General features: G+C 63.3%; 26 protein-coding genes. 9 read left to right on the forward strand and 17 right to left on the reverse strand.

The features are described from left to right. Positions 1–20: 20 nt before the first annotated feature. Positions 21–206, forward strand: a complete 186-nt coding sequence (locus tag QA639_RS30105; RefSeq protein WP_018272817.1) for a hypothetical protein — start codon at positions 21–23, stop codon at positions 204–206. Positions 207–219: 13 nt separating this feature from the next. On the opposite strand, the gene QA639_RS30110 is transcribed toward QA639_RS30105, so the two are convergent. From QA639_RS30110 to QA639_RS30120, 3 genes are all read right to left on the reverse strand, one after another. Next, positions 220–423, reverse strand: a complete 204-nt coding sequence (locus QA639_RS30110; protein WP_157345206.1) for a hypothetical protein — start codon at positions 421–423, stop codon at positions 220–222. A gap of 143 nt (positions 424–566) precedes the next feature. After that, on the reverse strand, positions 567–1700 hold the full coding sequence (locus tag QA639_RS30115; protein WP_283087920.1) for an alpha-hydroxy acid oxidase: 1134 nt from the start codon (positions 1698–1700) through the stop codon (positions 567–569). Between the two features lie 165 nt (positions 1701–1865). After that, complete coding sequence (locus QA639_RS30120; protein WP_283087921.1) at positions 1866–2885, reverse strand: GlxA family transcriptional regulator; 1020 nt, start codon at positions 2883–2885, stop codon at positions 1866–1868. A 42-nt stretch (positions 2886–2927) separates the two neighbouring features. On the opposite strand from QA639_RS30120, the gene QA639_RS30125 reads away from it, so the two are divergent. The 4 genes from QA639_RS30125 to QA639_RS30140 are packed head-to-tail and all read left to right on the forward strand — an operon-like array spanning position 2928 to position 6052. Beyond that, on the forward strand, positions 2928–3662 hold the full coding sequence (locus QA639_RS30125) for a hypothetical protein (protein ID WP_283087922.1): 735 nt from the start codon (positions 2928–2930) through the stop codon (positions 3660–3662). Beyond that, positions 3662–4954 carry an MFS transporter gene (locus tag QA639_RS30130; protein WP_283087923.1) on the forward strand — a complete coding sequence of 431 codons (1293 nt, stop codon included), beginning with the start codon at positions 3662–3664 and terminating at the stop codon, positions 4952–4954. The genes QA639_RS30125 and QA639_RS30130 overlap by 1 nt, the downstream gene beginning before the upstream one ends. A 40-nt stretch (positions 4955–4994) precedes the next feature. After that, positions 4995–5735 carry a YqcI/YcgG family protein gene (locus QA639_RS30135; RefSeq protein ID WP_244978611.1) on the forward strand — a complete coding sequence of 247 codons (741 nt, stop codon included), beginning with the start codon at positions 4995–4997 and terminating at the stop codon, positions 5733–5735. Further along, positions 5732–6052: a cupin domain-containing protein gene (locus QA639_RS30140; RefSeq protein WP_050383894.1), complete on the forward strand. Its 321-nt coding sequence runs from the start codon at positions 5732–5734 to the stop codon at positions 6050–6052. Before QA639_RS30135 ends, QA639_RS30140 begins: the two co-directional genes overlap by 4 nt. 25 nt (positions 6053–6077) lie before the next feature. Here QA639_RS30140 and QA639_RS30145 read toward each other — a convergent pair whose 3' ends face one another. Further along, entirely contained in the window at positions 6078–6260 is a 183-nt protein-coding gene (locus QA639_RS30145; RefSeq protein WP_157345216.1) for a hypothetical protein, read from the reverse strand. Positions 6261–6285: 25 nt separating this feature from the next. Here QA639_RS30145 and QA639_RS30150 point away from each other — a divergent pair, with 25 nt between their 5' ends. Beyond that, a complete protein-coding gene (locus tag QA639_RS30150) occupies positions 6286–6471 on the forward strand; it encodes a hypothetical protein (RefSeq protein ID WP_016847356.1) in 186 nt (61 codons plus the stop codon). A 248-nt stretch (positions 6472–6719) separates the two neighbouring features. Here QA639_RS30150 and QA639_RS30155 read toward each other — a convergent pair whose 3' ends face one another. The 4 genes from QA639_RS30155 to QA639_RS30170 all read right to left on the reverse strand — a co-directional run bounded on the left by QA639_RS30155 (position 6720) and on the right by QA639_RS30170 (position 10289). Beyond that, a complete protein-coding gene (locus QA639_RS30155; protein ID WP_283090646.1) occupies positions 6720–7982 on the reverse strand; it encodes a CaiB/BaiF CoA transferase family protein in 1263 nt (420 codons plus the stop codon). Between the two features lie 294 nt (positions 7983–8276). Next, on the reverse strand, positions 8277–8699 hold the full coding sequence (locus tag QA639_RS30160; RefSeq protein WP_050383896.1) for a GFA family protein: 423 nt from the start codon (positions 8697–8699) through the stop codon (positions 8277–8279). A 359-nt stretch (positions 8700–9058) separates the two neighbouring features. Further along, positions 9059–9634: a DUF6456 domain-containing protein gene (locus QA639_RS30165; RefSeq protein ID WP_050383897.1), complete on the reverse strand. Its 576-nt coding sequence runs from the start codon at positions 9632–9634 to the stop codon at positions 9059–9061. Between the two features lie 94 nt (positions 9635–9728). Further along, complete coding sequence (locus QA639_RS30170) at positions 9729–10289, reverse strand: GcrA family cell cycle regulator (protein WP_157345221.1); 561 nt, start codon at positions 10287–10289, stop codon at positions 9729–9731. A gap of 127 nt (positions 10290–10416) precedes the next feature. Between QA639_RS30170 and QA639_RS30175 the strand changes: the two genes are divergently transcribed. The 3 genes from QA639_RS30175 to QA639_RS30185 all read left to right on the forward strand — a co-directional run bounded on the left by QA639_RS30175 (position 10417) and on the right by QA639_RS30185 (position 12805). Further along, entirely contained in the window at positions 10417–11055 is a 639-nt protein-coding gene (locus tag QA639_RS30175; protein WP_028336892.1) for a LexA family transcriptional regulator, read from the forward strand. A 158-nt stretch (positions 11056–11213) separates the two neighbouring features. Then, a complete protein-coding gene (locus QA639_RS30180) occupies positions 11214–11489 on the forward strand; it encodes a hypothetical protein (protein WP_050383899.1) in 276 nt (91 codons plus the stop codon). A gap of 164 nt (positions 11490–11653) precedes the next feature. Continuing rightward, positions 11654–12805, forward strand: a complete 1152-nt coding sequence (locus QA639_RS30185; protein ID WP_028336894.1) for an OpgC domain-containing protein — start codon at positions 11654–11656, stop codon at positions 12803–12805. An 86-nt stretch (positions 12806–12891) separates the two neighbouring features. Here the strand turns inward: QA639_RS30185 and QA639_RS30190 are convergent, their stop codons facing one another. From QA639_RS30190 to QA639_RS30230, 9 genes are all read right to left on the reverse strand, one after another. Further along, the gene (locus QA639_RS30190; protein ID WP_050383900.1) at positions 12892–13746 is read right to left on the reverse strand and encodes an HpcH/HpaI aldolase/citrate lyase family protein; all 855 of its coding nucleotides are present in this window, start codon (positions 13744–13746) and stop codon (positions 12892–12894) included. Between the two features lie 3 nt (positions 13747–13749). After that, complete coding sequence (locus QA639_RS30195; protein ID WP_016847346.1) at positions 13750–14205, reverse strand: MaoC family dehydratase; 456 nt, start codon at positions 14203–14205, stop codon at positions 13750–13752. Further along, a complete protein-coding gene (locus tag QA639_RS30200; RefSeq protein WP_050383901.1) occupies positions 14206–14982 on the reverse strand; it encodes an enoyl-CoA hydratase/isomerase family protein in 777 nt (258 codons plus the stop codon). Positions 14983–14996: 14 nt separating this feature from the next. Beyond that, the gene (locus tag QA639_RS30205; protein WP_157345223.1) at positions 14997–16196 is read right to left on the reverse strand and encodes a CaiB/BaiF CoA transferase family protein; all 1200 of its coding nucleotides are present in this window, start codon (positions 16194–16196) and stop codon (positions 14997–14999) included. Positions 16197–16306: 110 nt separating this feature from the next. Beyond that, positions 16307–17023, reverse strand: a complete 717-nt coding sequence (locus tag QA639_RS30210; protein WP_283087924.1) for an ABC transporter ATP-binding protein — start codon at positions 17021–17023, stop codon at positions 16307–16309. Continuing rightward, on the reverse strand, positions 17020–17778 hold the full coding sequence (locus tag QA639_RS30215) for an ABC transporter ATP-binding protein (protein ID WP_283087925.1): 759 nt from the start codon (positions 17776–17778) through the stop codon (positions 17020–17022). Before QA639_RS30215 ends, QA639_RS30210 begins: the two co-directional genes overlap by 4 nt. Positions 17779–17780: 2 nt before the next feature. Then, a complete protein-coding gene (locus QA639_RS30220) occupies positions 17781–18560 on the reverse strand; it encodes an SDR family NAD(P)-dependent oxidoreductase (protein ID WP_028336901.1) in 780 nt (259 codons plus the stop codon). Further along, positions 18557–19585 (reverse strand): branched-chain amino acid ABC transporter permease, encoded by a 1029-nt coding sequence (locus QA639_RS30225; protein ID WP_028336902.1) that lies wholly within the window; start codon positions 19583–19585, stop codon positions 18557–18559. Before QA639_RS30225 ends, QA639_RS30220 begins: the two co-directional genes overlap by 4 nt. After that, positions 19582–20484, reverse strand: coding sequence for a branched-chain amino acid ABC transporter permease (locus QA639_RS30230; protein ID WP_283087926.1), 903 nt, complete (start codon positions 20482–20484; stop codon positions 19582–19584). The genes QA639_RS30225 and QA639_RS30230 overlap by 4 nt, the downstream gene beginning before the upstream one ends. Between the last annotated feature and the right edge of the window lie 44 nt (positions 20485–20528).

The following is a 20528-nucleotide window of genomic DNA, read 5'->3' on the forward strand; positions in this document are numbered from 1 at the left end:
CTGGGGAATAAGGGGATCCGATGCTGCGCGCCGTTCGTCCGACACCGACCTGCACCCGGTTCAAGACCAGCATAGAGATGCCGTGCATGAAGTGCGGCACGCAAATGCGGCTTGCCTTGATCGAGCCGCGCGATCAAGTCTACGACGTGCTGACCTATCAGTGCACGCCTTGCAATTCCGGTGAAAGCTTCCTGAACGCGCGCTAGGCTGCGCGCCTGTTCAATCGCTCAGCACGGCGACTCCCGCCTCCGTCAGCCCGGGCTCGTCGTCATGCAGTTCGACCAGACCGAGCTCAGTGAGGATGTGCAGATCCTCGTCGCTGACCGGTGACAATTTGAGCCTGCCGGCCTGGATATCCCGCAAGGTCCAGCGCAAGCCGATCGCGCGCTCGAGTGAAAATTCCGCGAATGGATTATTTGCCATCCGCCTCCACTAGTGCGGCATTTGGATCAGACTTTGTCGTTGCCGCGGCGGCTTCATGGACGCCACAGATAGGTGGCCGCTGGCGCGATCGAGGCGCACAATGCCTCGACCGCGCCGACGCTCCATGCATCGCTCGCAGCGTCTCAGTAGCGGTAGGGATCGATATCGAGAAGCGGGAATGCGCTGAACACGCTCGGCAGATTGGTCGGCATCGCGGGATGCAGGTAGGATTTGTCCAGTTCGGCAAAGCTGGTGACACCGAGCAAACCGAGGCAGCGGATCACCTCGTCCTCCAGGAGTTCAAGCATCCGGACAATGCCGGCCTCGCCGGCCGCGGCGAGCGCCCAGCACTGCAGCCGGCCGATGCCGACAAGATCAGCGCCCGAAATGATAGCCTTCACAATGTCGGTGCCGCGGCAGAACGAGCCGTCGACCATGATCTTGGCACGGCCGGCGACCGCCTGAACGATTTCGGGCAGGACATGCATGGACCCACGGCCATGGTCGAGCTGTCGGCCGCCATGATTTGAGACGTAAATCCAGTCTACCCCGTGGTCGAGGGCGATCTTGGCGTCTTCGGCGGTGGCGATCCCCTTGAGGATAAGTGGAATCTTGAACTTGTCCTTGATCAACTTCACCGTCCGCCATTCCAGACCCTTCTGGAAATCGCCGCCGGTGGCGCGGATGCGGCTCTCGCGAACATAGCGCTTGGCTATGTCGCGTTCGCGCCGGCTGTAATGGGCGGTGTCGACGGTGAGGCAGAACGCGGCGTAACCATTGTCGATGCTGCGGCTGACCACATCCTCTACAAAGGCATCGTCGCCACGCACATAGAGCTGGAAGATGCGAAGCGCATCCGGTGCCGCCTTGGCGGTGTTCTCCAGACCAGGCTCGGACACCGAACTCAGCATGTGCGCCGCGCCGAACGTCCCCGCTCCGCGCGCGACGGCCGCGCCCGCATCCGGATCGAAGATCTCGAGCGCGCCGACCGGGGCGATCATCACGGGAAGCCGGAGCTTGCGTCCGAATACCTCGATGGAAGGATCGACGTTGATGACGTTGCGCAGGACGCGCGGCCGGAACGCGATCTCGTCGAGCGCCATTCTGTTGCGGCGCATCGTGGTCTCGGTCTCCGAGGCGCCGACGATGTAGTCCCAGGCGTTCTGATTCAGCTTGGCGCGGGCCTTTCGCGCGAATTCGTGCAAGTTCTGGAATTCCTCGCCGCTGGCGCCGAGTTCGACATTGCGCGCCTGTCGAATGGGGGTCCCGTCATTCATGGTGTTTCTTCTCCCGATTTGGCCGGCACATTAGCCGCAGACAAACCGGAAAAGCTACCACCTTGAGCCACGAATCCTGCCAGCGAAGGCCAGCTATTCGCTCGTGAGATAGATCGGCTTTCGACGCGAAGCGGTCCGCATCCGGACGGCCTCGCCCGAGGCGAGCTAGCTGCCCGAAAACCGGTTTCGGTACTCGGTCGGCGATACGCCGAGGTGGCGCAGGAACGCCCGCCGCATTCGCTCGTCATCGCCAAATCCCGCCCGCTTGGCGACCTCGACCACGCCGCCGATCTGGCGGCTTTCGAGCAGCAAGCGCGCTGTCTCCACGCGCAGCGCCTCGACGCCGCTTGCGGGTGTCATGCCGGTGCGGCTGACATAGGTCCGGGCAAAGGTGCGTGGCGTCATCCCCGCTTTTTCCGCGAGGGTCTCGACCTTGAGGTCGCTCGTGATGTTCTCGATGATCCAGGCGTGCAGCGCGCTGAAGCGTCCCTCGACGTCCGATGCCTGGGCGGCAAGGACGGTCGAGAACTGGCTCTGACCGCCCGGCCGCTTCAGAAACACCACAAGTCTCCGCGCAACATCGAGCGCGATGGTGTGGCCGAAATCCTCCTCGATCATGGCGAGCGCCAGATCGATGCCGGCGCTGACCCCGGCCGATGACCAGACCCGTCCGTCCTTGACGAAGATCGCGTTGGGCTCAACCCGGATATTGGGAAAGCTATCCTGCAGACGGGGACAATAACGCCAGTGCGTTGCTGCCCGCTTGCCGTCCAGAATCCCGGTCCAGGCCAACGCAAATGCGCCAAGGCAAACCGACGCGATACGGCGCGCCTTCGGCAGCGCCTCCGCGATCCAGTTCATCAACTTCGCGTCGTTGCGGATCTTCCAGATGCCGGGTCCGCCAGGGATCACCAGCGTGTCGACCTCGGCGGGCGCAATACTGTCGATCGGCGCCGTGTCGATCATCATGCCGACATCGGTCGGCACCAACCCGCCGGAGGTCGACAGATAGGACAGCGAGTAGTCCGGTCCCGGCAGTTCGATCGCTTCCAGTTCTGCAAACACCTGCGCCGGTCCCGAGATGTCGAGCAAGGTCACACCGGGAAAGGCAACGATCGCGATCTGCCGCGTTGCTTTCTTGTCGCGCGGCTCAGGCCGGGGCGCTTTGGCAGTTTTCGAGGGCATATTGTCCTTTAAGCCATTCGAGGCTGCCCTGTATAGCTCGCATTGGAATTCTGGAGTTCTGCCATGTCGCGAAATCTGGGCAGCGGATACGAGGCGATCAAATCGCCTTGGACGGATTACGCGATCTACAGTCTACCCGATGCCTCCCGGGTCGAAGCCTGCGACCGTCAGCCGCTGATGGACGCCATGAACGGCATCATTGCCGTCAACTGGCAGGCCACCGAGCCGCACTGGACAACAACCTCCTCGCCCTTCGACAAGAAGTATAGCCTGATCCTTGTCTACGATCGGTCCGGCCTCATTGCCTTCTCGGTCTACCGCATCCTGGAGATGTCGGCCGGACTTGGAATCTATCGCAGCGGCACGGAAGTGCTCCCGGCGCACCAGGGCCGCGGCTTCTACGGATTCTTCACGTCGGAAGTCCTGAAATGCTCCGGCGCCGCCGCGAGAGCCGAGGGCAACGTGCTCTACGGCTGGCGAACCCGCAACCCGATCGTCTGGGCAGCGAACGCTAAGATTTGCGAAAAAGTGGCTCCATCTTTGCTCGACGATACGCAGGATCTCGCCCTGCAGGCGGCCTGTATCGAGATGTGCACCTCGCTCTATCCGGGCAAGCCGCTCGAACTGCCCGACATGATCATGCGTGGCGCTTACGGCCACATTAAGCACCATCGGCAGGCCTATCATGGCACCGCGTCGCTGGTCGATGCCGCGATGTCGCGGAAGATTCCGAATTCTGCGGATGCCCTTTTTTCGGTGGGTTACGCGAGGGTGTGATGTCGATGCTCGGACAACAAGCTGTTTATGCCCCGACGTCGCGCTTCACGGATCGCGCCTATCTCGCGTGGACGGCGGTGGCCATCGCCTACGCCATCGCCTTCCTGCAGCGCGTATCGCCGCAGTCGGTCAGCCTCAGTTTCATGCACGACTTCAACACCGACGCGGCCGGCGTTGCGATGCTCGCCTCAAGCTACTTCTGGGGCTACACCTTGATGCAGATTCCGGCAGGCCTTCTGGTCGACCGTTACGGCGTCAAGCGCGTCGTCCTCGTCAGCATGATCGCCTCCTCGCTCGGCAGCGCCGCGTTCGCGCTGGCACCGAACCTGCTCGACGTTTTTGTCGCACGCCTGATCGTCGCCTGCGGCGATGCGCTGGTCTTCACCGCACTCCTGAAGCTCGTGGCACAGAGCTTCGCGGATGAGCGGTTCGGCATGATGTCGGGCATCTCGCAGGTCTCCGGCTATGTCGGGGGCGTGATCGCGACCACGCCCCTTGCAGCTGCGGTCTCAGGCTTCGGCTGGCGGGCCTGCTTCCTGTTCATCGCCTGCATTGGCCTCGCCAACCTCGCTTTCGCCAAGCTCGCGCTCAAGCCCGATCCGGCCTCGCACAGCAACAAGACGCTGAAGGGCGTGGTGATCGCCGCGCGGGGATCGCTGGCCCATGTCGCGAACTGGGGTTGCGCAGTGACGTTTGCGTCGCACTTCGCGGTCGTGACGACGCTGTCGGGCGTCTGGGGCATTCCGATGGTCGCGCACTTCTTCCATATCTCCCCGACGGCGGCCGGCACGCCCCTGCTCGCCTTCATGATCGGCAATGCGCTCGGCTCGATCTTCCTGGGTCACGCCGCCGATCGCGCAGCGGCGGCGCTTGACCGCGCGCTGATCGGCATTTGCGTGCTGCGCATGCTGCTGATCGCGATGCTGCTGCCGCCGATTGCCCAGACGTTTGGTCTCGCCTACGTCACCATCGTGTTCACTGCCTTGGGGCTCGTCGCCGGCGGCACCGTCCCGCTGGTGCTGAAATGCGTCAAGAAGCTCTACACCGCCGATCTGATCGGTGTGGGCGCATCCGTGAACACCACGGCCGCCGGAATTTTCGCCGGCATCTCGCAGCCCATCATCGGCTTCGCGATGCTCGCCGCCAGCAACGCCTCGGGGACCGAAGCCGTACACAACACGGCCGCGATCGGCGACGGCGGCTACAGCGCGTTGATTGTCATTCTGCTTCTCATGTCGCTGCCGGGCATTGCCGGGCCGCTCTTGATGAGAAGCAAGTTGATAGCTCGTTAGTGTTGTTATGAGTGTAGGGGGTGTTATGGAGCGCTTGTTCTTGAGAAAAGGCGAAGTCGCGTCAACCTTTCCGGTCAGCAGCTGGCAGAGCGTGATGTTCTCCGAGTTTGAAGCGCAGATGAGCAGCGAGGCAAGGCCGTTCCCTTGCGTGTTCGGCGTGACCGGACATCGCCAGGATCAGCTCCGCTACCTTTTCCTCGATCCGTATGATGTGGCGGTGCTGGGCGAGCAACTCGGGCAATATGTCTCGCAGGCGCGCTCGTTCGGTCCCAACACCTCATTGATCGTGTTCACGCGGCCCCGCCCGGTGCAGACGCTCGATGCCTATTATCGCAAGATGTGGCTGACGCTCGATCAGCTCGCGCGGCTGGACAAGAACCCGTGGCCAACAGAGATTCCGGAACAGATCGACCACCCGATGTGGGAGTTCTCGTTTGCGGGCGAACCGATCTTCGTGGTCTGCACGACGCCCGCGCATGTGATGCGGCAGAGCCGCCGGTCCAGCGCCTTCATGCTCACGTTCCAGCCGCGCTGGGTGTTCGAGAAGATCCTCGGGACTGAGAAGGCTGCGAACGCCGCGTTCGCAGAGGTGCGCAAGCGCCTGATCCCGTACGACAGCGCGAGCCCCTCTCCGCTTCTTGGCCGCTACGGCGCAACCGACGGCCGCGAGTATCTGCAGTACTTCCTGCACGACGACAACAATGCGAGCTCGGGCTGCCCCTTCGCCAAGCTCGCGCAAAACAAGGCGCAACCGATCGCGAACAAGGAGCAGGCAGCATGACCCAGATCATCGCAGGCACGAAGACTGAATTTGCCATCGACCCGGAGATCCTGAACTTGCTCCCGGCCCAGGGCTCGGTCGAGCTGCAGCATGATGCGGCCGGCAAGGTGCATCAGTTTCATACCCATCCAGTCGACGAGATCCTGATGATCATCAGCGGCCGGCTGAACTTCATCTGGGATGGCGGCGAGCGGGTGGTCGGCGCCGGCGATACCATCCTGCTGCCAGCCGGCACCCGGCATCAATCCGAAGCGCTCGAGGGCGGCGCAATCTACGTGATCGCGACGCAAACACCCGCCAAGCCGATGAACAACTGACGCACGGAAAGGATTTGCGAGCACCTCAGGACAGTGAGGGATCGCGCGGCGGCCCAACCGCCAAACGTTCGACCAGCTCGATGACCTCGGAACGCTGGTCGGGCGCAAGTCGAAGGAAAGCCTTCAACAGTCGCAGGCTTTCCAGTGTTTCGCTCGATGGAGCTCCGAGCTTCTTCTGCAGCTCCGCAACGTATGTGGGATTTTTCATCTCGCACCTTAAGTGAGGATTACGAATGGCATACCCAGGTAAACGTGAAGGCTTGGCCCAGAAGGTCGACACCGCAGCACAAGAGGCCGAACGCCTCGGCCTCACCACGGCAACCCTCATCCTCCGGATGGCACGCCTCGAGATTGATCGGGCGGAACCCGAGGAAGTTGAAAGTATGCCAAGGAACAACTTGCGCAGCAAGCCGAACTGAGTTCCCGAAACGGACCAGCTCCAAGGCCGCCGGCGACGCGCCGGGGCCTGCGACGCCTGAAAGACATCTCGCCAGGCGAGCGGCTTTCCTCTCGCCTGCTGTCAGGTTGTTTTGCGAATAGTTGATCTTTTGCGCAGGCTGAGCACGCTGAAGCGTTTTCGAGCGAAGCGGATCCTAGTTCGCGTCAAGGAAACGCGTCAAACTAGAAGCCAGAGCCCCGTTCCGATTCCATCGGAACGGAAAAGGGCCTAGCCGGTGTTGCCTGCCTTGCCGAACGCGCCGGCCTCGGCCAGCGCGGCGATGCGCCGGTCGTCGTAGCCGAGCGTCTTGCTCAACACGTCCTTGGTATCCTGACCGAGCAGCGGAGCCGCAACAGGATCAACGGTCGGCGTCAGGCTCATATTGACCGGCGACTCGATGTTCGGCACCGAGCCGGCGGTTGGATGCGCAATCCTGCTCAGGCGATGCCGGTCGCGCACCTCGGGCGCGTTGAACCCCTCCTCGACCGTCCGCAGATAGCCAACCGGAATGTTGGCCTTCTTCATCTTCGCCATCCAATTCTCGAGCGTGTCGCCCGCAAACACGCTGGCAATGATCGCGCGCAGCTTCTCCTTGTTGGCCGTGCGCGCCTTGCGGTGAGCAAACTCGGGGTCGGTGACGAGATCCGGGCGTTCCAGCACGTCGGTGACGAGCCGGCGATACAGCCGGTCATTGGCGCAGGCCATGTAGAGCGGACCATCTGAGGCCCGGTAGACGCCGACGGTCGGCGAACCGTTCGGAGAATTGCCGAAACGGCCGGGATTGTTGCCATTGATGAGATAGGCCATGCCGTAGAAGCCGGTCATTGACACCGCGGTGTCGATCAATGCGACCTCGACCTGCTGACCGCGACCGAGCCGATCGCGCGCAATCAGCGCCAGCAGAATGGCGTTGCAGGCCGACATGCCCGTCGCCATGTCGACGATCGGCGGCCCGGTGCGCACCGGCTCGCCATCCGGAAAGCCGTTGAGCGACATGAAGCCGCTTTCGGCCTGCGTGATGGGGTCGAAGCCCGGGCGCAGCGCGAAATCGCCTTTGCGGCCGTAGGCGGAGATCGAGCAATAAATCAGCCGCGGGTTGGTCGGCGCCACCGACGCATAATCGAGACCGAATTTCTTCATCACGCCGCCGGAGAAATTCTCCACCACAACGTCGGCCTTGGCAATCAACGCGCGCGCGACCTCGAGCGCCGCCGGATTGTTGAAATCGAGCGCAATGCCGCGCTTGTTGCGGTTGAGGCTCAGATACGCAGCGCTCTCCCCGCCGATTTCGGCGTGCTCATAGGCGCGCGTGTCATCACCGCCGTCCGGATTCTCGATCTTGATGACTTCGGCCCCGAAGTCGGCCAGCGTTTGCGTGCAGGCCGGGCCGGCCACGACGCGGGTGAAGTCGACGACCAGCAGGCCGTCGAGCGCCGTCGGAACTCCCTCCCCGCGCGGCGCGCGCCCCGGCAATTCTGGTCTGGTCATGATCTGGCGCTTCCTCTGTTATCTTGTCAGGCGAAATACGACGGTCCCTGCCAAGACCGGCACTGCTCGCCTTTTAGCGGAAGCTCGTCAGCAAAACCAAACCCGGATTTTGCAGAGCGGGACCTTCGTCCGACATGGCTGTCAATGGCCAAAGACGACCCGACGGCCGCCGACATGGTCGGGCGCCTCGCATACGAAGCAAGCCTGCCGGATACCGAACTGTGGGGCGCGGAGCCCATACGTAGGCGGGTGGCGACACGCCGCCGCCACCCGCTTTCGTAATGGGGAGCCTTCGAGCTATTCGGCGATCATTTCGCCGGAGCCGCCGAACTCAGCCGGAAAATCCTTCAACTTCGGCAGGCCGTCGCGTATCTGCAGCACTGCCTCGGAATAATTGACGTGAACGCCTGGGCTGAATTTCAGCGTCGGGATCGTTGCGGTGAACACGTCGACGAGCCCGAGCGTCGGGTGGTTGGTCATCAGGTGACCGCCGCACTTTGTGCAATATTTGCGCTGGCTCATCGCGGTCTTCTCGAATGTCGCGATGTGGTCGGCGCCCTTGGTAACCTCGACCGCCTCGGGCCTCCAGAGGCTGAACGCGTTCACCGGACCACCGGACCAGGAACGGCATGAACGGCAGTGGCAATAGCCCATTGCCTCAGGCTCCCCGCTGACCTTGAGTTCGACGGCGCCACAAAAGCAGTTTCCAGTGTGATTCATCGGTCGTTTCTCCCTTGGGTTATTTTGATTGGGCTCCGCGTCGGCATCGGCCCACGTTGCTCGTGGTGTTCGTGATGCAGAGAAGATGTAGACAGGTGCGTAGCCGCGGCGAACTCCCTTGCGTCGACGTACCAGACCCTTTCTTGCGCGAGAGGCCTCGAATGCAGGCAGGTCGTCGACGCGACGGAAGTTACATGAGAGTCCGCGCCGCTGTCGACCATCTTCACAGCCTTGGCCAGGCCCAATCCCGACCGCACATGAGGAAGGCGTTCAGTGTGAGGCAAGGCACAGTCATGCGATGAATTGCTGCCGTGCCGGATTCCTGCGCGGCAAACCGGCACGTCAGCAATCACGTCAGATCAGCGTGGACGGTCCTTCACCGGAACCCTGCTTGCCGTCGCAAGCCCGTACATCAGCGCCAGCCGATCAAGGCACTCCTTGAGACGCCGCGCAAAATAGTCCTGCCAGCGCTGCGTACACAGTCCGCGCCGCTGTCCAACCTGCTCCATGGTCATGCCGAGGATCAGGACATCGTGCACCAGCGCCGAACCATCGGCGCCGAGCTCATACTCAGCGCGATTGAGGCGCAGCGTCGCCTGACGCTGCCCCTCGGTGATCGGCTCGCGTCGCAGGCCGCCATCGACGAATTCGCGCGTCGTATCCACCGCGCGAGGCCCACGCTCGGCCTTTTCCCAGTCGTTTTGGAACGCCCGGCCACTCCGATATTGCGTATCGTCGATCTGGCGATGCGCATGCAACCGGCCAAGCGGATCGTTGCGGATCGAGCGAAAGGCAACGATCTTCTCACCCCGGTCGAGCGCAAGGGGATCGTCGACCTCGACGGTCGCCACTTCGGCATTAAAGGGCAGATCCTGGGCACGTCGATCGTGCGCCCCGGCGGGATCGTATGGCTTCCGGCGCTTGCCTCCCGGCATTGGTAACCTCCAAAATGTCTGATGATGGGCGCGCGGAGGCTTCCGCGCGGTCGCGGTTGCGGACCGACGTCCGTCGGTCAAAGGATGAATTGCCTCAGCCGGCCCCGATGGCTTGAAGCCAGGCGGCGCTCAATACCGGCCTCGCCGTGGCCTCAGGATCGCGACTGAGGTGAAAATGCGGGGTGCAGTAGCTCGAACCGGACCGGCACGGATGACCGCAGAAGGTCATTGTTTCGCCGTCGCTATCCCCACCATAGGGATAGCGGCAGTCTCCGGGCTTGAGGTCGAGCAGCGAAAGATGCCGCGGCACGACCGCCGCGCAACGAAGCTGCGGCATCTCCACCGTTTCAGTGAAGATCTTTGGCCCGCGAAGTAGATCCGGCGTCAGTTCGGCGCGCCCTTCACGAAGCCGCCCGATCCTTGGGAGCTCCGGCAGGGACGGTTTGGGCGGATCGAGGTGCCCCGGCAGGGACGGCTCGAGCCTTTCGAGGCCCACCAACCCCATGCGCTGCGCTCGGCTGAGCGCCGCGTTGCGCGTATAGGCCGTATTGAAGGTAGCGTTGATCGTGTCAGCGATTTCCGAATAGGACAAGCCGCGGGCGCGGAGATCCTGCAGGGCTGCCGAATGCTCCGGCAGCCAGTTCATCATTTCCATTCCAAATTCCCATTTCTGTCATTCCGCCGGCGCCTCGCATACCTTCCGATATTCCGAAGAAAAAGTCAAGCTTGTTTCTGATAATCGTAACGGATATAATGTGTCCGGGTTTGGGAAAGGATGAAACATGCTGGACGCGGCGCTGATCGAACGAGCACTGGAAAAGACTGGGAAGAGCAAAGGCGGGCTTGCCCGCGCGATGGGGGTTCGGGCCGGGGCGGTCTCCGAAATCCTGTCCGGAATAAGGTTGATCAAGGCATCCGAGATTGCCCCGATCATGGAGTATTTGGAGCTGAATTCGGTGCCGATCGTGGGCCGGGTCGGCGCCGGCGCCTCGATCCAGCCGGAGCTCGAGCAGGTCCCGCCGGAGGGTCTCGGCGAAATCGAGCTTCCGTTCCCGATGACGGAGGAGACCGTCGCTTTCGAGGTCTCGGGCGATTCGATGCTGCCGAAATACGAGAACGGCGACGTCATCGTGGTGTATCGCGAGCAGCGCTATCCGCTGTCGAGCTTCTACGGAGAGGAAGCTGCGGTCCGGCTGAAGAGCGGCGAGCGGTATCTGAAGACGATCGAACGCGGCAGTTCGTCCGGCACCGTCAACCTCAAGAGCTTTAACGCCAAGCCGATCAACGGCGTAAAGCTCGAATGGATCGGCGAAATCTGCGTCACCCTGCCCCGCGGCCAGATCGACAGGCTGCGCGGCAAATCGGCGGCGAAGGGTCGCAAATCCGCCCGGACGCAGGGCGGGCGATCGTCCGAGAAGTAACCGCGCCGCTCCAGGGACCGGCCGGACCGATTCGGACGCCTTCGGGATGAATCGGTCCGGCCATGCATGCCTGAATTTCGGTTTTCGACAATTCACCTTGACATACTTCCGATTATCGGAAATAATGGGTGACAGTCAGAACATCGAACGATCAGGCAATGCAGTATTTCGTCGTGATGATCGACTATGGTCGCCGTGGCCGCGAGGCGATCGTCGATCCCGAAATGACACGACGCGACGTCGTCTCACGAATCGCCTCGGGCGAATATACGAACATCAGCTTCATTCACGAGATTGCCGAGCGTTCGGTCGAGGATGTCACGGACGACCTGCTGGCCGAGGCCGCCTTGCCTGAGTTCCCCCTGACCGGCGCGAACCTGCAAGCCAATACGCTGGATCACGCCCGCGACCTGCGCAAACACGAGCCGGTCTGACACCGCTCACGAGTTGATTGCGAAAACGTGATCTTTCTTGAGCCGGCCACTTGGCCGGAACCCGAAACAGACTAGATAGGGTTCACGCAAAGTCTATTCGGACCAGGCGCGGGTTCCCTCTAGATTGGCGATTCGTTTCTCGGGCCGGCAAATTTCAGCTTCAGATGACTTCGACAACAAACGCCGAGATCGCGAAAGCCGATGGCGATCTCAGGATCGCGCTGCTGCTCGGCATCGCAAACTGGTTTCTGTTTCTGGACCATATTCCGCACAACGTCGTCGGCGCGCTGACCATGCGCAACTTCGGCTTCAGCGGCGCAACCGACCTTTTTGTATTCGTCGGCGGCTACGCAGTGACGCTCATCTACGCCAGGATGACGCTGGAACGTGGATTCCTGGTCGCCGCAACTCGCATCTTCAAGCGCGTATGGCAGCTCTATGCCGCCTATATCGTTCTGTTCGTGATCTATGTCGAGTTGATCAGCTATGTCGCTACCCGGACCGCGGCGCCCGAGATCATCAGCGAGTTCAACATCACCGGCTTCATCGATCACCCGATCCGGACGTTGATCTACGGCCTGTTCCTGCAAGCCAAGCCGCTCAACCTCGACGTACTGCAACTCACTATTGCCCTGATGGCGTTCCAGCCCATCATCGTGTTCGGGCTGTTGTACGTGCCGAACGCGACGGTCGTCGCATCCGTGACCCTCTATGCGGCCGGTCGGCTGCTCGACTGGAACCTGTCGTCATATCCGTATGGCGACTGGTACCTCAATCCGTTCTGCTGGCAATTGCTGTTCATGATGGGCGGCTGGCTCGCGCTGATCGGCGCGCGATATGCGCCCGCGATCCGCGCGATGCAGGCTGCTCCCGCGCTGCGCGCCATGGCGTTGCTGTATCTGCTGTTCGCCCTGACGATTGTCTCGAGCAGCGATATCCCGGCACTCGCGCAAATGATGCCGAGCGGGCTGAGCGATGTGCTGCTGCCAAACGACCGGGAGGATGTCGCGCCTCATCGCATCCTGCATTTCCTGGTCCTGACATTCCTGTTCAGCTGGCTAGTGCCTCGCGACTGGGATTACTTGCGATCGCACGCCTTGCAGCCGATCATCAAGTGTGGCGAGGAATGGCTGGCCGTGTTCTGTGCAGGCGTCTTCCTCTCCTTCGCTGCGCACCTGATCCTGATTACGGGTCCATACTCACTGGCAAGGCAGGTCGCGGTCAGCATCGCCGGCATCGCGGCGATGACGGCCGTCGCCTACTACGTCTCGTGGTCGAAGCAGCAGGACGGCAAGTCGGCCGTCGCTCATTCTTGATTCCTGCGGTTCAGTCGATCGTCAACGACCGCCGCAGCCGCGCCTCGCTATCGCGCAACATCGCGGTATCGAGCCGGCCTCCCCGATTATTTCCGGCGCGACGCCAGGATCTTCTCGGCGGCGCGCAGATGCGGCTTGTCCAGCATCTTGCCGTCCATCTTGGCGACCCCCGATGGATTATTGGCGAACGCGGCGATCACCCGCTCCGACCATGCGATTTCCTCATCCGTCGGCATGAAGGCCGCGTTGACGACGTCGACATGCTTGGGATGGATCACGGCCTTGGCGAGGAAGCCATCCTGGCGCGCGGCGACCGCCTCGGCCTTCAAAGCATCGAGATCGTTGATGTCGGTCGCGATGGTGTCGATCGCGACGACGCCGGCGGCGGCCGCGCCGATCAGGCAGAGATCGCGCGCCAGGATGAAGGGCGAGTGATAGCGGCCGTCACTGCGGTTGCGCGTTGCCCCGAGCGAGGCCGCGAGATCCTCCGCGCCCCACATCATGCCCCACAGCCGCGGGCTCATGTTCTCGAAATCGAGGATTTTCAGCACCGCCCGCGCCGTCTCGGTCGCGACCGTCACGATCCGCGTGGTGCCCTGCGCGATATCAGAGGCGGCCTCGAATGCGTCGAGATAGAGTGCGAGCCGGTTGACGTCGGCGGCACCGGCGCATTTCGGCAGCACGATTCCATCGGGTTTACCGGGCATCACGGCGGCGAGATCGCCGAGCGTCAGATCGGTGTCGAGCGCGTTGACGCGGATATAAAGCTTCTGCTCCGGATTGCGCGCATCGAGCATCTGGCGCGTGATGCCCCGCGCAACCACCTTCTGGTCCGGCGCGATGGAATCCTCGAGGTCGAGGATCAGTGCATCGGCTGCGGTCTTCTTCGCGCTTTCATACTTCCGGGTGCTGTCGCCGGGAACGAACAGGAACGATCGCATCGCTTACGCCTTCGGCTTGCAGTGCATCAGGCCGGTGCGGCGGCAGCTTGCCACCACCTCGCCGCGCTGGTTGGTCATGGTGTGCTCGAACTCGACGATGCCCTGGGTGGGCCGCGACTTGCTGGCGCGCTTGCCGATGATTCTGGTGTGCGCCTTCAGCGTGTCGCCGTGAAACACCGGCTTCGGGAACTTGACGTCGGTCATGCCGAGATTGCCGACGGTCGTTCCCAACGTCGTATCGTACACGCTCATGCCGATCATGATGCCGAGCGTATAGAGGCTGTTGAACAGCCGCTGGCCGAACTCGGTCTTCTCGGAGAAATGCGCGTCGATATGCAATGGCTGCGGGTTCATGGTCAGGAGGCTGAACATGGTGTTGTCCATCTCGGTCACGGTGCGGCTGAACTCGTGATGGAATTCCTGTCCGATCTCGAACTCCTCGAAATACAATCCAGCCATTTACCGTCCCTTGTAGTTGGGCGTCCGCTTCTCGACGAACGCATTCAGCCCTTCCTGGCAATCTTCCGTCGATGCGACCACAACGAAGCTTTCCGCCGTGTTTTCCACCGAGCGGCGGAAATCGGCATCGACCGCACGCATGAAGGCGTCGCGGCCGATCTTCATCACGATCGGCGATTTCGCCGCGAGCTTGCGTGCGATCTCGCGGGCGCGCGCGAGCGCAGTGCCCTTCGGCACCACCTCGCTGAGCAGGCCCATGCGAAAGGCGGTCGCGGCATCGAAGGGCTCGCCAAGGAACAGCGGGCCGAATGCCTGGTGCTTTCCGACCAGCCGCGGCAACTGCACGAAATGGATCGCCGGGATCAGGCCGACATCGATCTCGGGATAGCCGAAGGTCGAGCCATCGCCCGCGACGATCATGTCGCAGGAGATCGCGATCGTCATGCCGCCGGCGCGCACCGCGCCATCGATCGCCGCAATCGTCGGCTTGCCCATGCGGTACTGCGTATCGTTCAGCGCGAAATACAGCCGCTCGAGGAATGTCTTGGTCTCGATCGCGGGCTTGCCCCTGACGATGTCGAGATCGAGGCCGGCGCAAAACACCTTGTAGGCGCTGCTGATGATGACGGCGCGCACCGCGTCGTCCTCGCGCGCCTTCGCCAGCGCTGCCAGCAGCGCGTCGATCAGGGGAATGCTGAGCGCATTCACCGGCGCCCGATCCAGCACGATCTCCGCAATCTGGTCGGTGACCGAGTAACGAACGAGGTCGGTGCTCATGATGTATTGCCTCCCTAGCTCTTGGCCTGTCGCACGGCGCCCGAGAGCAGCAGGCCATCGATCTCGGCGGAACCGAAGCCAGCCTCCGTCAGCACGGCGCGGCTATCCTGCCCGACGTCAGGCGCGGGGCAAAGGTGATCCTCGGACAGGCTCGCGATCCCCGGCGTGCGCGGCGAATAGACCGCGCCGACGCCGGGTGTGTCCTGGCGCACCGATGCCCTGGTCGCCTCGACATGGACGTTGCGCAGCCATTCGCCGGGATCGAGGATCCGCTCGGCGATGATATCGGCCGCATGCAGCCGGGTCAGCCAGGCGTCCGTCGCCTGTGTCAGGAACACCTCGCGCAATTGCGGGATCAGCGCATCGGCCGCATCGGCGCGCCGGGCGAAGTCGGCAAAACGCGGGTCGCCGGCGAGGTCCTCACGGCCGATCGCACCGCACAGCCGCTTGTATTGCGGCTCGTTCACCAGGGTGACCATCATCCAGCCGTCCCGGGTCTGGTAGGTGCCGGCCGGAACGTTCAGCGCGCGCGGCGCGCCGCCCTCGAGGATGAACTCCGCCACCTTGTGGCCAAGCAGCGCCGACGTCGACTGGCAGAGATTGACGTCGATCCAGCGGCCGGTGCCGACGGTCGCACGCGCGAATAGCGTCGTGGCGATGGCCTGGAACGCATAGACGCCGGTGACGACGTCGGAAATCGTGGTACCGACCCGATGCGGCACGCCATCGGCGCCGAGATTGACCGAGACCAGCCCCGAGAACGCCTGCGCCACCGAATCCGAGCCGGGCCGCTTGGCATACGGCCCGCTCTGCCCGAAGCCGCTGACCGACAGGTAGACCAGGCCGGGATTGTCGCGCGACAGGCCTTGATAGCCGAGCCCGAGCCGCTCCGCGACGCCGGGACGAAATCCTTCGATGAGCACGTCGGCCTCGCTCGCCAACCGCTGCGCGATCGCGATCCCGTCCTTGTGCTTCATGTCGAGGCACAGGCTGCGCTTGCCGCGGTTGTAGACTGCCGACAGCGTTGTGTGATTGCCGTAGGTCGTGCCGAGATAGCGCGACCAGTCGCCCTCCGGCGGTTCGACCTTGATGACGTCGGCGCCGTAGACACCGAGCAGCATCGCGCAATAGGGCGAGGCAATCCCCTGCCCGAAATCGAGTACCTTCAGCCCGCGATACGGCGCTTCATGCGTCGGCGTCAGCTTGCCCGCCATTTGTCCTCCCATCGCTGTCGAAGAGCCCTGTCCTTTGGGCATGATCCCCGCGCAAACGCTGCGCGCTTGTCGCGAGGGAAAACCGCTGCGCGCTTTTCCCGGATCATGCCCTACAGCGCGAGATAGCGCTGCCGGATATTGTCGTTGGCCTTCAGCTCTTCGATGGAGGATGTGTAGACGATCTGTCCCTTGTCGATAACCGTCGCGTGGCTCGCAAGGCCAAGGCAAAAATGCATGTTCTGCTCGGCGATCAATACTGTGGCACCGGTGCCGCGGAGCTGCCGCAGCAGCTCGCCGATGCGCTGCACGATGATCGGCGCCAGCCCCTCGCTCGGCTCATCCAGCAGTAGCAGCACCGGATTGCCCATCAGCGTGCGGGCGATCGCCAGCATTTGCTGCTCGCCGCCGGACAGCCTTCCGGCGATCCGGTGCCGCAGCGGCTCGAGCAGCGGGAACACATCATAGACGCGGCGGATCGACCACTCGTCCTCGCCACCAGGCCCCTTCTTCTGGCCGATGACGAGATTGTCCTCGACAGTATGCTCGGGAAAGATCTGACGGTCTTCCGGCACGAAGCCGAGTCCGGCCCGCGCGATGTGATGCGGCCGCATTCCCGAGACCACCTGGCCGCGCAGGGTCACCTTGCCGCGGCGCGCCGGCGCCAGCCCCATGATGGCCTTCATGGTGGTCGACTTGCCGGCGCCGTTGCGGCCGAGCAGCGCCATGGTTTCGCCCTGCCGCACCGACAGGCCGACGCCGAACAAGATCTGGCTGGTGCCATAATAGACGTCGAGGTCCTCGACCTGCACCACCGGCTGTGCGCTCATGCCACCGCTCCCGCGTGGTCGTCGCTGCCGAGATAGGCCTCGATCACGGCATCGTTCCTGCGGATCGCGTCCGGCGTCCCTGTCGCCAGGATCCGGCCGTAGCACAGCACGACGATTTGGGGCGCGATCTTGAACACGATGTCCATGTCGTGCTCGATGAACACGACGGTGATCTTCTGCTTCTCCCAGAGCTCACGCACCTTGTCGATCATGCGCCAGCGCTCCTCGGTGCCCATGCCCGCGGTCGGCTCGTCGAGCAGCAGCACCTTGGGCTCGAGCACCAGCGCGAGCGCGATGTCGAGCAGCTTCTGGTCGCCGTGCGACAGCGTCGCCGCGGTCCGGTTGCGCTTACCGGCAAGGCCGAGCAGTTCCATCGCATGCTCGGCGCGGTCGCGGGTCTCGGCCAGCGGAAACCGGCGATGCATCACGCCGGCGCGGCGCTGATCGGCACAGACTGCAGCGAGCATCGTCTCCTCCACCGTCAGCGACGGGAAGATGCTCGCGACCTGGAAGGCGCGGCCGATGCCATGGCGCACGATCTCCGGCGGGGCCTTGCCCGCCATGTCGACGCCGTTGAGCAAAATCTGCCCGGCATCAGGTTGCAGCGCGCCCGTGATCAGGTTGAAGAATGTGCTCTTGCCGGCGCCGTTGGGACCGATCACGGCGGTGAGCGAACCGTCGACGAAGTCGAGCGAGACGTTGTCGGTCGCCTTGACGCCGCCAAAGGATTTCGAGAGTCCGCGAATCTCCAGCATGGCTAGCCACTCGCCTCCCGTAGACCGCCATAGGTGCTCCATGATGTGCCGGCAAGCCAGCCGCAATCGACCGGCACGTTGGCGCCGGTCATCGCGGAGGCCGCGTCGGAAGCCAGAAATGCGACGACGCGGCCGATCTCCGAGGGGTCGACGAGGCGGCGAAGTGCGGCGTTCGCCGCCAGCGCGGAAACGTCCCGCTCGCCGCGATCGATGGCATTCTTCAGCGCCGGCGTCAGCGTATAGCCCGGGGACACGGCATTGACGCGGATGCCGGAGGTCCCCCATTCGGCAGCGAGGCACTCGGTAATGGCGATCACCGCCGCCTTGGCGGGCGCATAGGCATGCAACGGCATCGAGCGCATGCCGGCGATCGAGGCGATGTTGACGATGCTGCCGCGCTTGCGCGCGATCATCTGCCGCGCAAAGGCAACACAGGCGACATAGGTGCCGCGCTGGTCGACGCGCACGACGTCGTCCCAGGAGGTCATCGGCAGCTCGTGCGGACGGGCCGGCACCTGGATGATGCCGGCGCTGTTGACCAGCACCGCGACCGGGCCGCAGTCGCGCTCGATCGCGGCCGCACAGGCCTCGACGCTGCGCTCGTCCGCCACGTCGGCCGCAAACGCCTTGCCACCGACTTCCGCCGCAACCGTCTGCGCCTTGGCGATGTCGCGGTCGACGACGGCGACGAGATCACCGGCCGCTGCGAGCTCACGCACGCACGCCGCGCCGATGCCGCTGGCGCCGCCGGTAACGACGCTGATCCGCATCTGTGCAGTCATGGCGCCCGCTCCCCGACTTCTCCGCGACGCTGCGCGAACCATTCGACGACAAAGTCCATCAGGCCTTTTCGCAGGCCAATGGCAAAGAACAGGATCACGATGCCGAGCACGATGCCGTGATACTCGGTCAAGCGGGTAACGGTATCGTTGAGGATCAGCAGCAGCACCGTGCCGACCATCGGTCCGAGGAAGGTTGTCACGCCGCCGAGCATGTTGATGAAGATGCCCTCGCCCGAGATCGTCCAATAGGCGAACTCGGGATAGGCGCCGGAGACGAACAGCGCCATGATGATGCCGCCGGTCGACGCGAACAGCGCAGCGAGCACAAAGATCGTCAGCTTGGCGCGCCAGACATCGATGCCGATGAAGCTCGCCCGCGTGGCGTTGTCGCGGATCATGCGCAGCGTATAACCGAACGGCGATTGCGCGATCTGGCGCATGAGCAGCAGGCCGATCACCAGCAGGGCGCAGCTCGTGATGTAGAGATGCAGATGATTCGACAGATCGATGCCGAGAAACGGCGGCCGCGGAATCCCGCCGCGCAGGCCCTGGTCGCCGCCGGTCAGCGACTGCCACGACAGGATGGTCGAGTGAATCAGCATCTGGAATGCCAGCGTGACGAAGGCGAAGTAGATCTCCTTCAGCCGCACGCAGATCGCTCCGATGACGACGGCGACGACCAGGGTCATCGCCAGCGTGGCGACGAAAGCCACCGGGATCGGCACGCCGGTCTTCTGCATCATCAGCCCGAAACCATAGGCACCGAGGCCGAAGAACATACCGTGGCCGAACGAGATCAAACCGGTATAGCCGACCAGAAGGTTGAGCGACGTCGCGAACAATCCATAGGCCGCGCAGCGGATCACGAAGTCGAGCAGCTGCTTGCTGCCGAAGATGAACGGCAGCAGCGCGAGCACGACAAAGGCCACCAGCGCGATCAGGACATCGCGGTAACGCTGCGGCCTGGCGTCGATCCGGGCAACATCGAGGGGCTGCGTGCCCTGCCCGGCCTGCAACTCGGTCATGCGACCTCCTTGCCGAACAGCCCGGTCGGACGCGAGACCAGCACGATCACCATGAAGAGATACATCAGCCCCTCGGTGAACAGCGGGAAGCCGAGCGATCCGAAGGAGCGGATCAGGCCGATCAAAAGCGCGCCGATCAACGCGCCGATAATCGAGCCCATGCCGCCGATCACGGTGACGATGAAGGACTCGATCAGCACCGAGAAGCCCATGCCCGGTGTCAGCGAGCGCACCGGCGCGGCAAGCGCTCCCGCCAGTCCCGCCAGCATGCCGCCGAGCGCGAATACGCCGCCATAGATCAGCCCGGTATTGATACCGAGCGCCGAGACCATGCCGGGATTATGCGCGGCCGCACGGATTACCTTGCCGATCCTGGAGCGCGCCAGCCCCAGGCCGAGAACCACCGCCGCGGCGAGCGCCACCCCGATCAAGAGCAGATAGTATGGCGGCACCACGCCGCCGGCGATGAACAGCGGCGGCACCTGGAATGCAGCCGGCATGCCCATCGACTTGAACTCAGGCCCCCAGATCATGCGGACGACATCGTCGAAGATCAGCACGAAGGCGTAGCAGACCAGGAGCTGCATCAGCACGTCGCGGCCGTAGACCCGGCTCATGAACACGCGCTCGAAGATCAGGCCAAGGATCGCGGTGCCGACGGCGCCGCTCAGCATCGCCAGCGCGAAGCTGCCGGTGAGCTGATAGGCCGTCATCGCGAAATAGGCGCCGAACATATAGAAGGCGCCGTGGCTGAAATTGACCACCTTGAGCACGCCGAAGATCAGCGTCAGCCCAACGGCGACAAGGAACAGCAGCATGCCGATGATCAGGCCGCTGGTGGTTTGCGTCACCAGGCAGGCAGGGCTGGCGAGGCAACTGGCAAGCGCGTCGAGGTCCACGGAAAATCATCCATCACGGCGGGCCGCAACGTCGGCGCGCGACA

The sequence above is a fragment of the Bradyrhizobium pachyrhizi genome (assembly GCF_029714545.1).
Classification (GTDB): Bacteria; Pseudomonadota; Alphaproteobacteria; order Rhizobiales; family Xanthobacteraceae; genus Bradyrhizobium; species Bradyrhizobium pachyrhizi.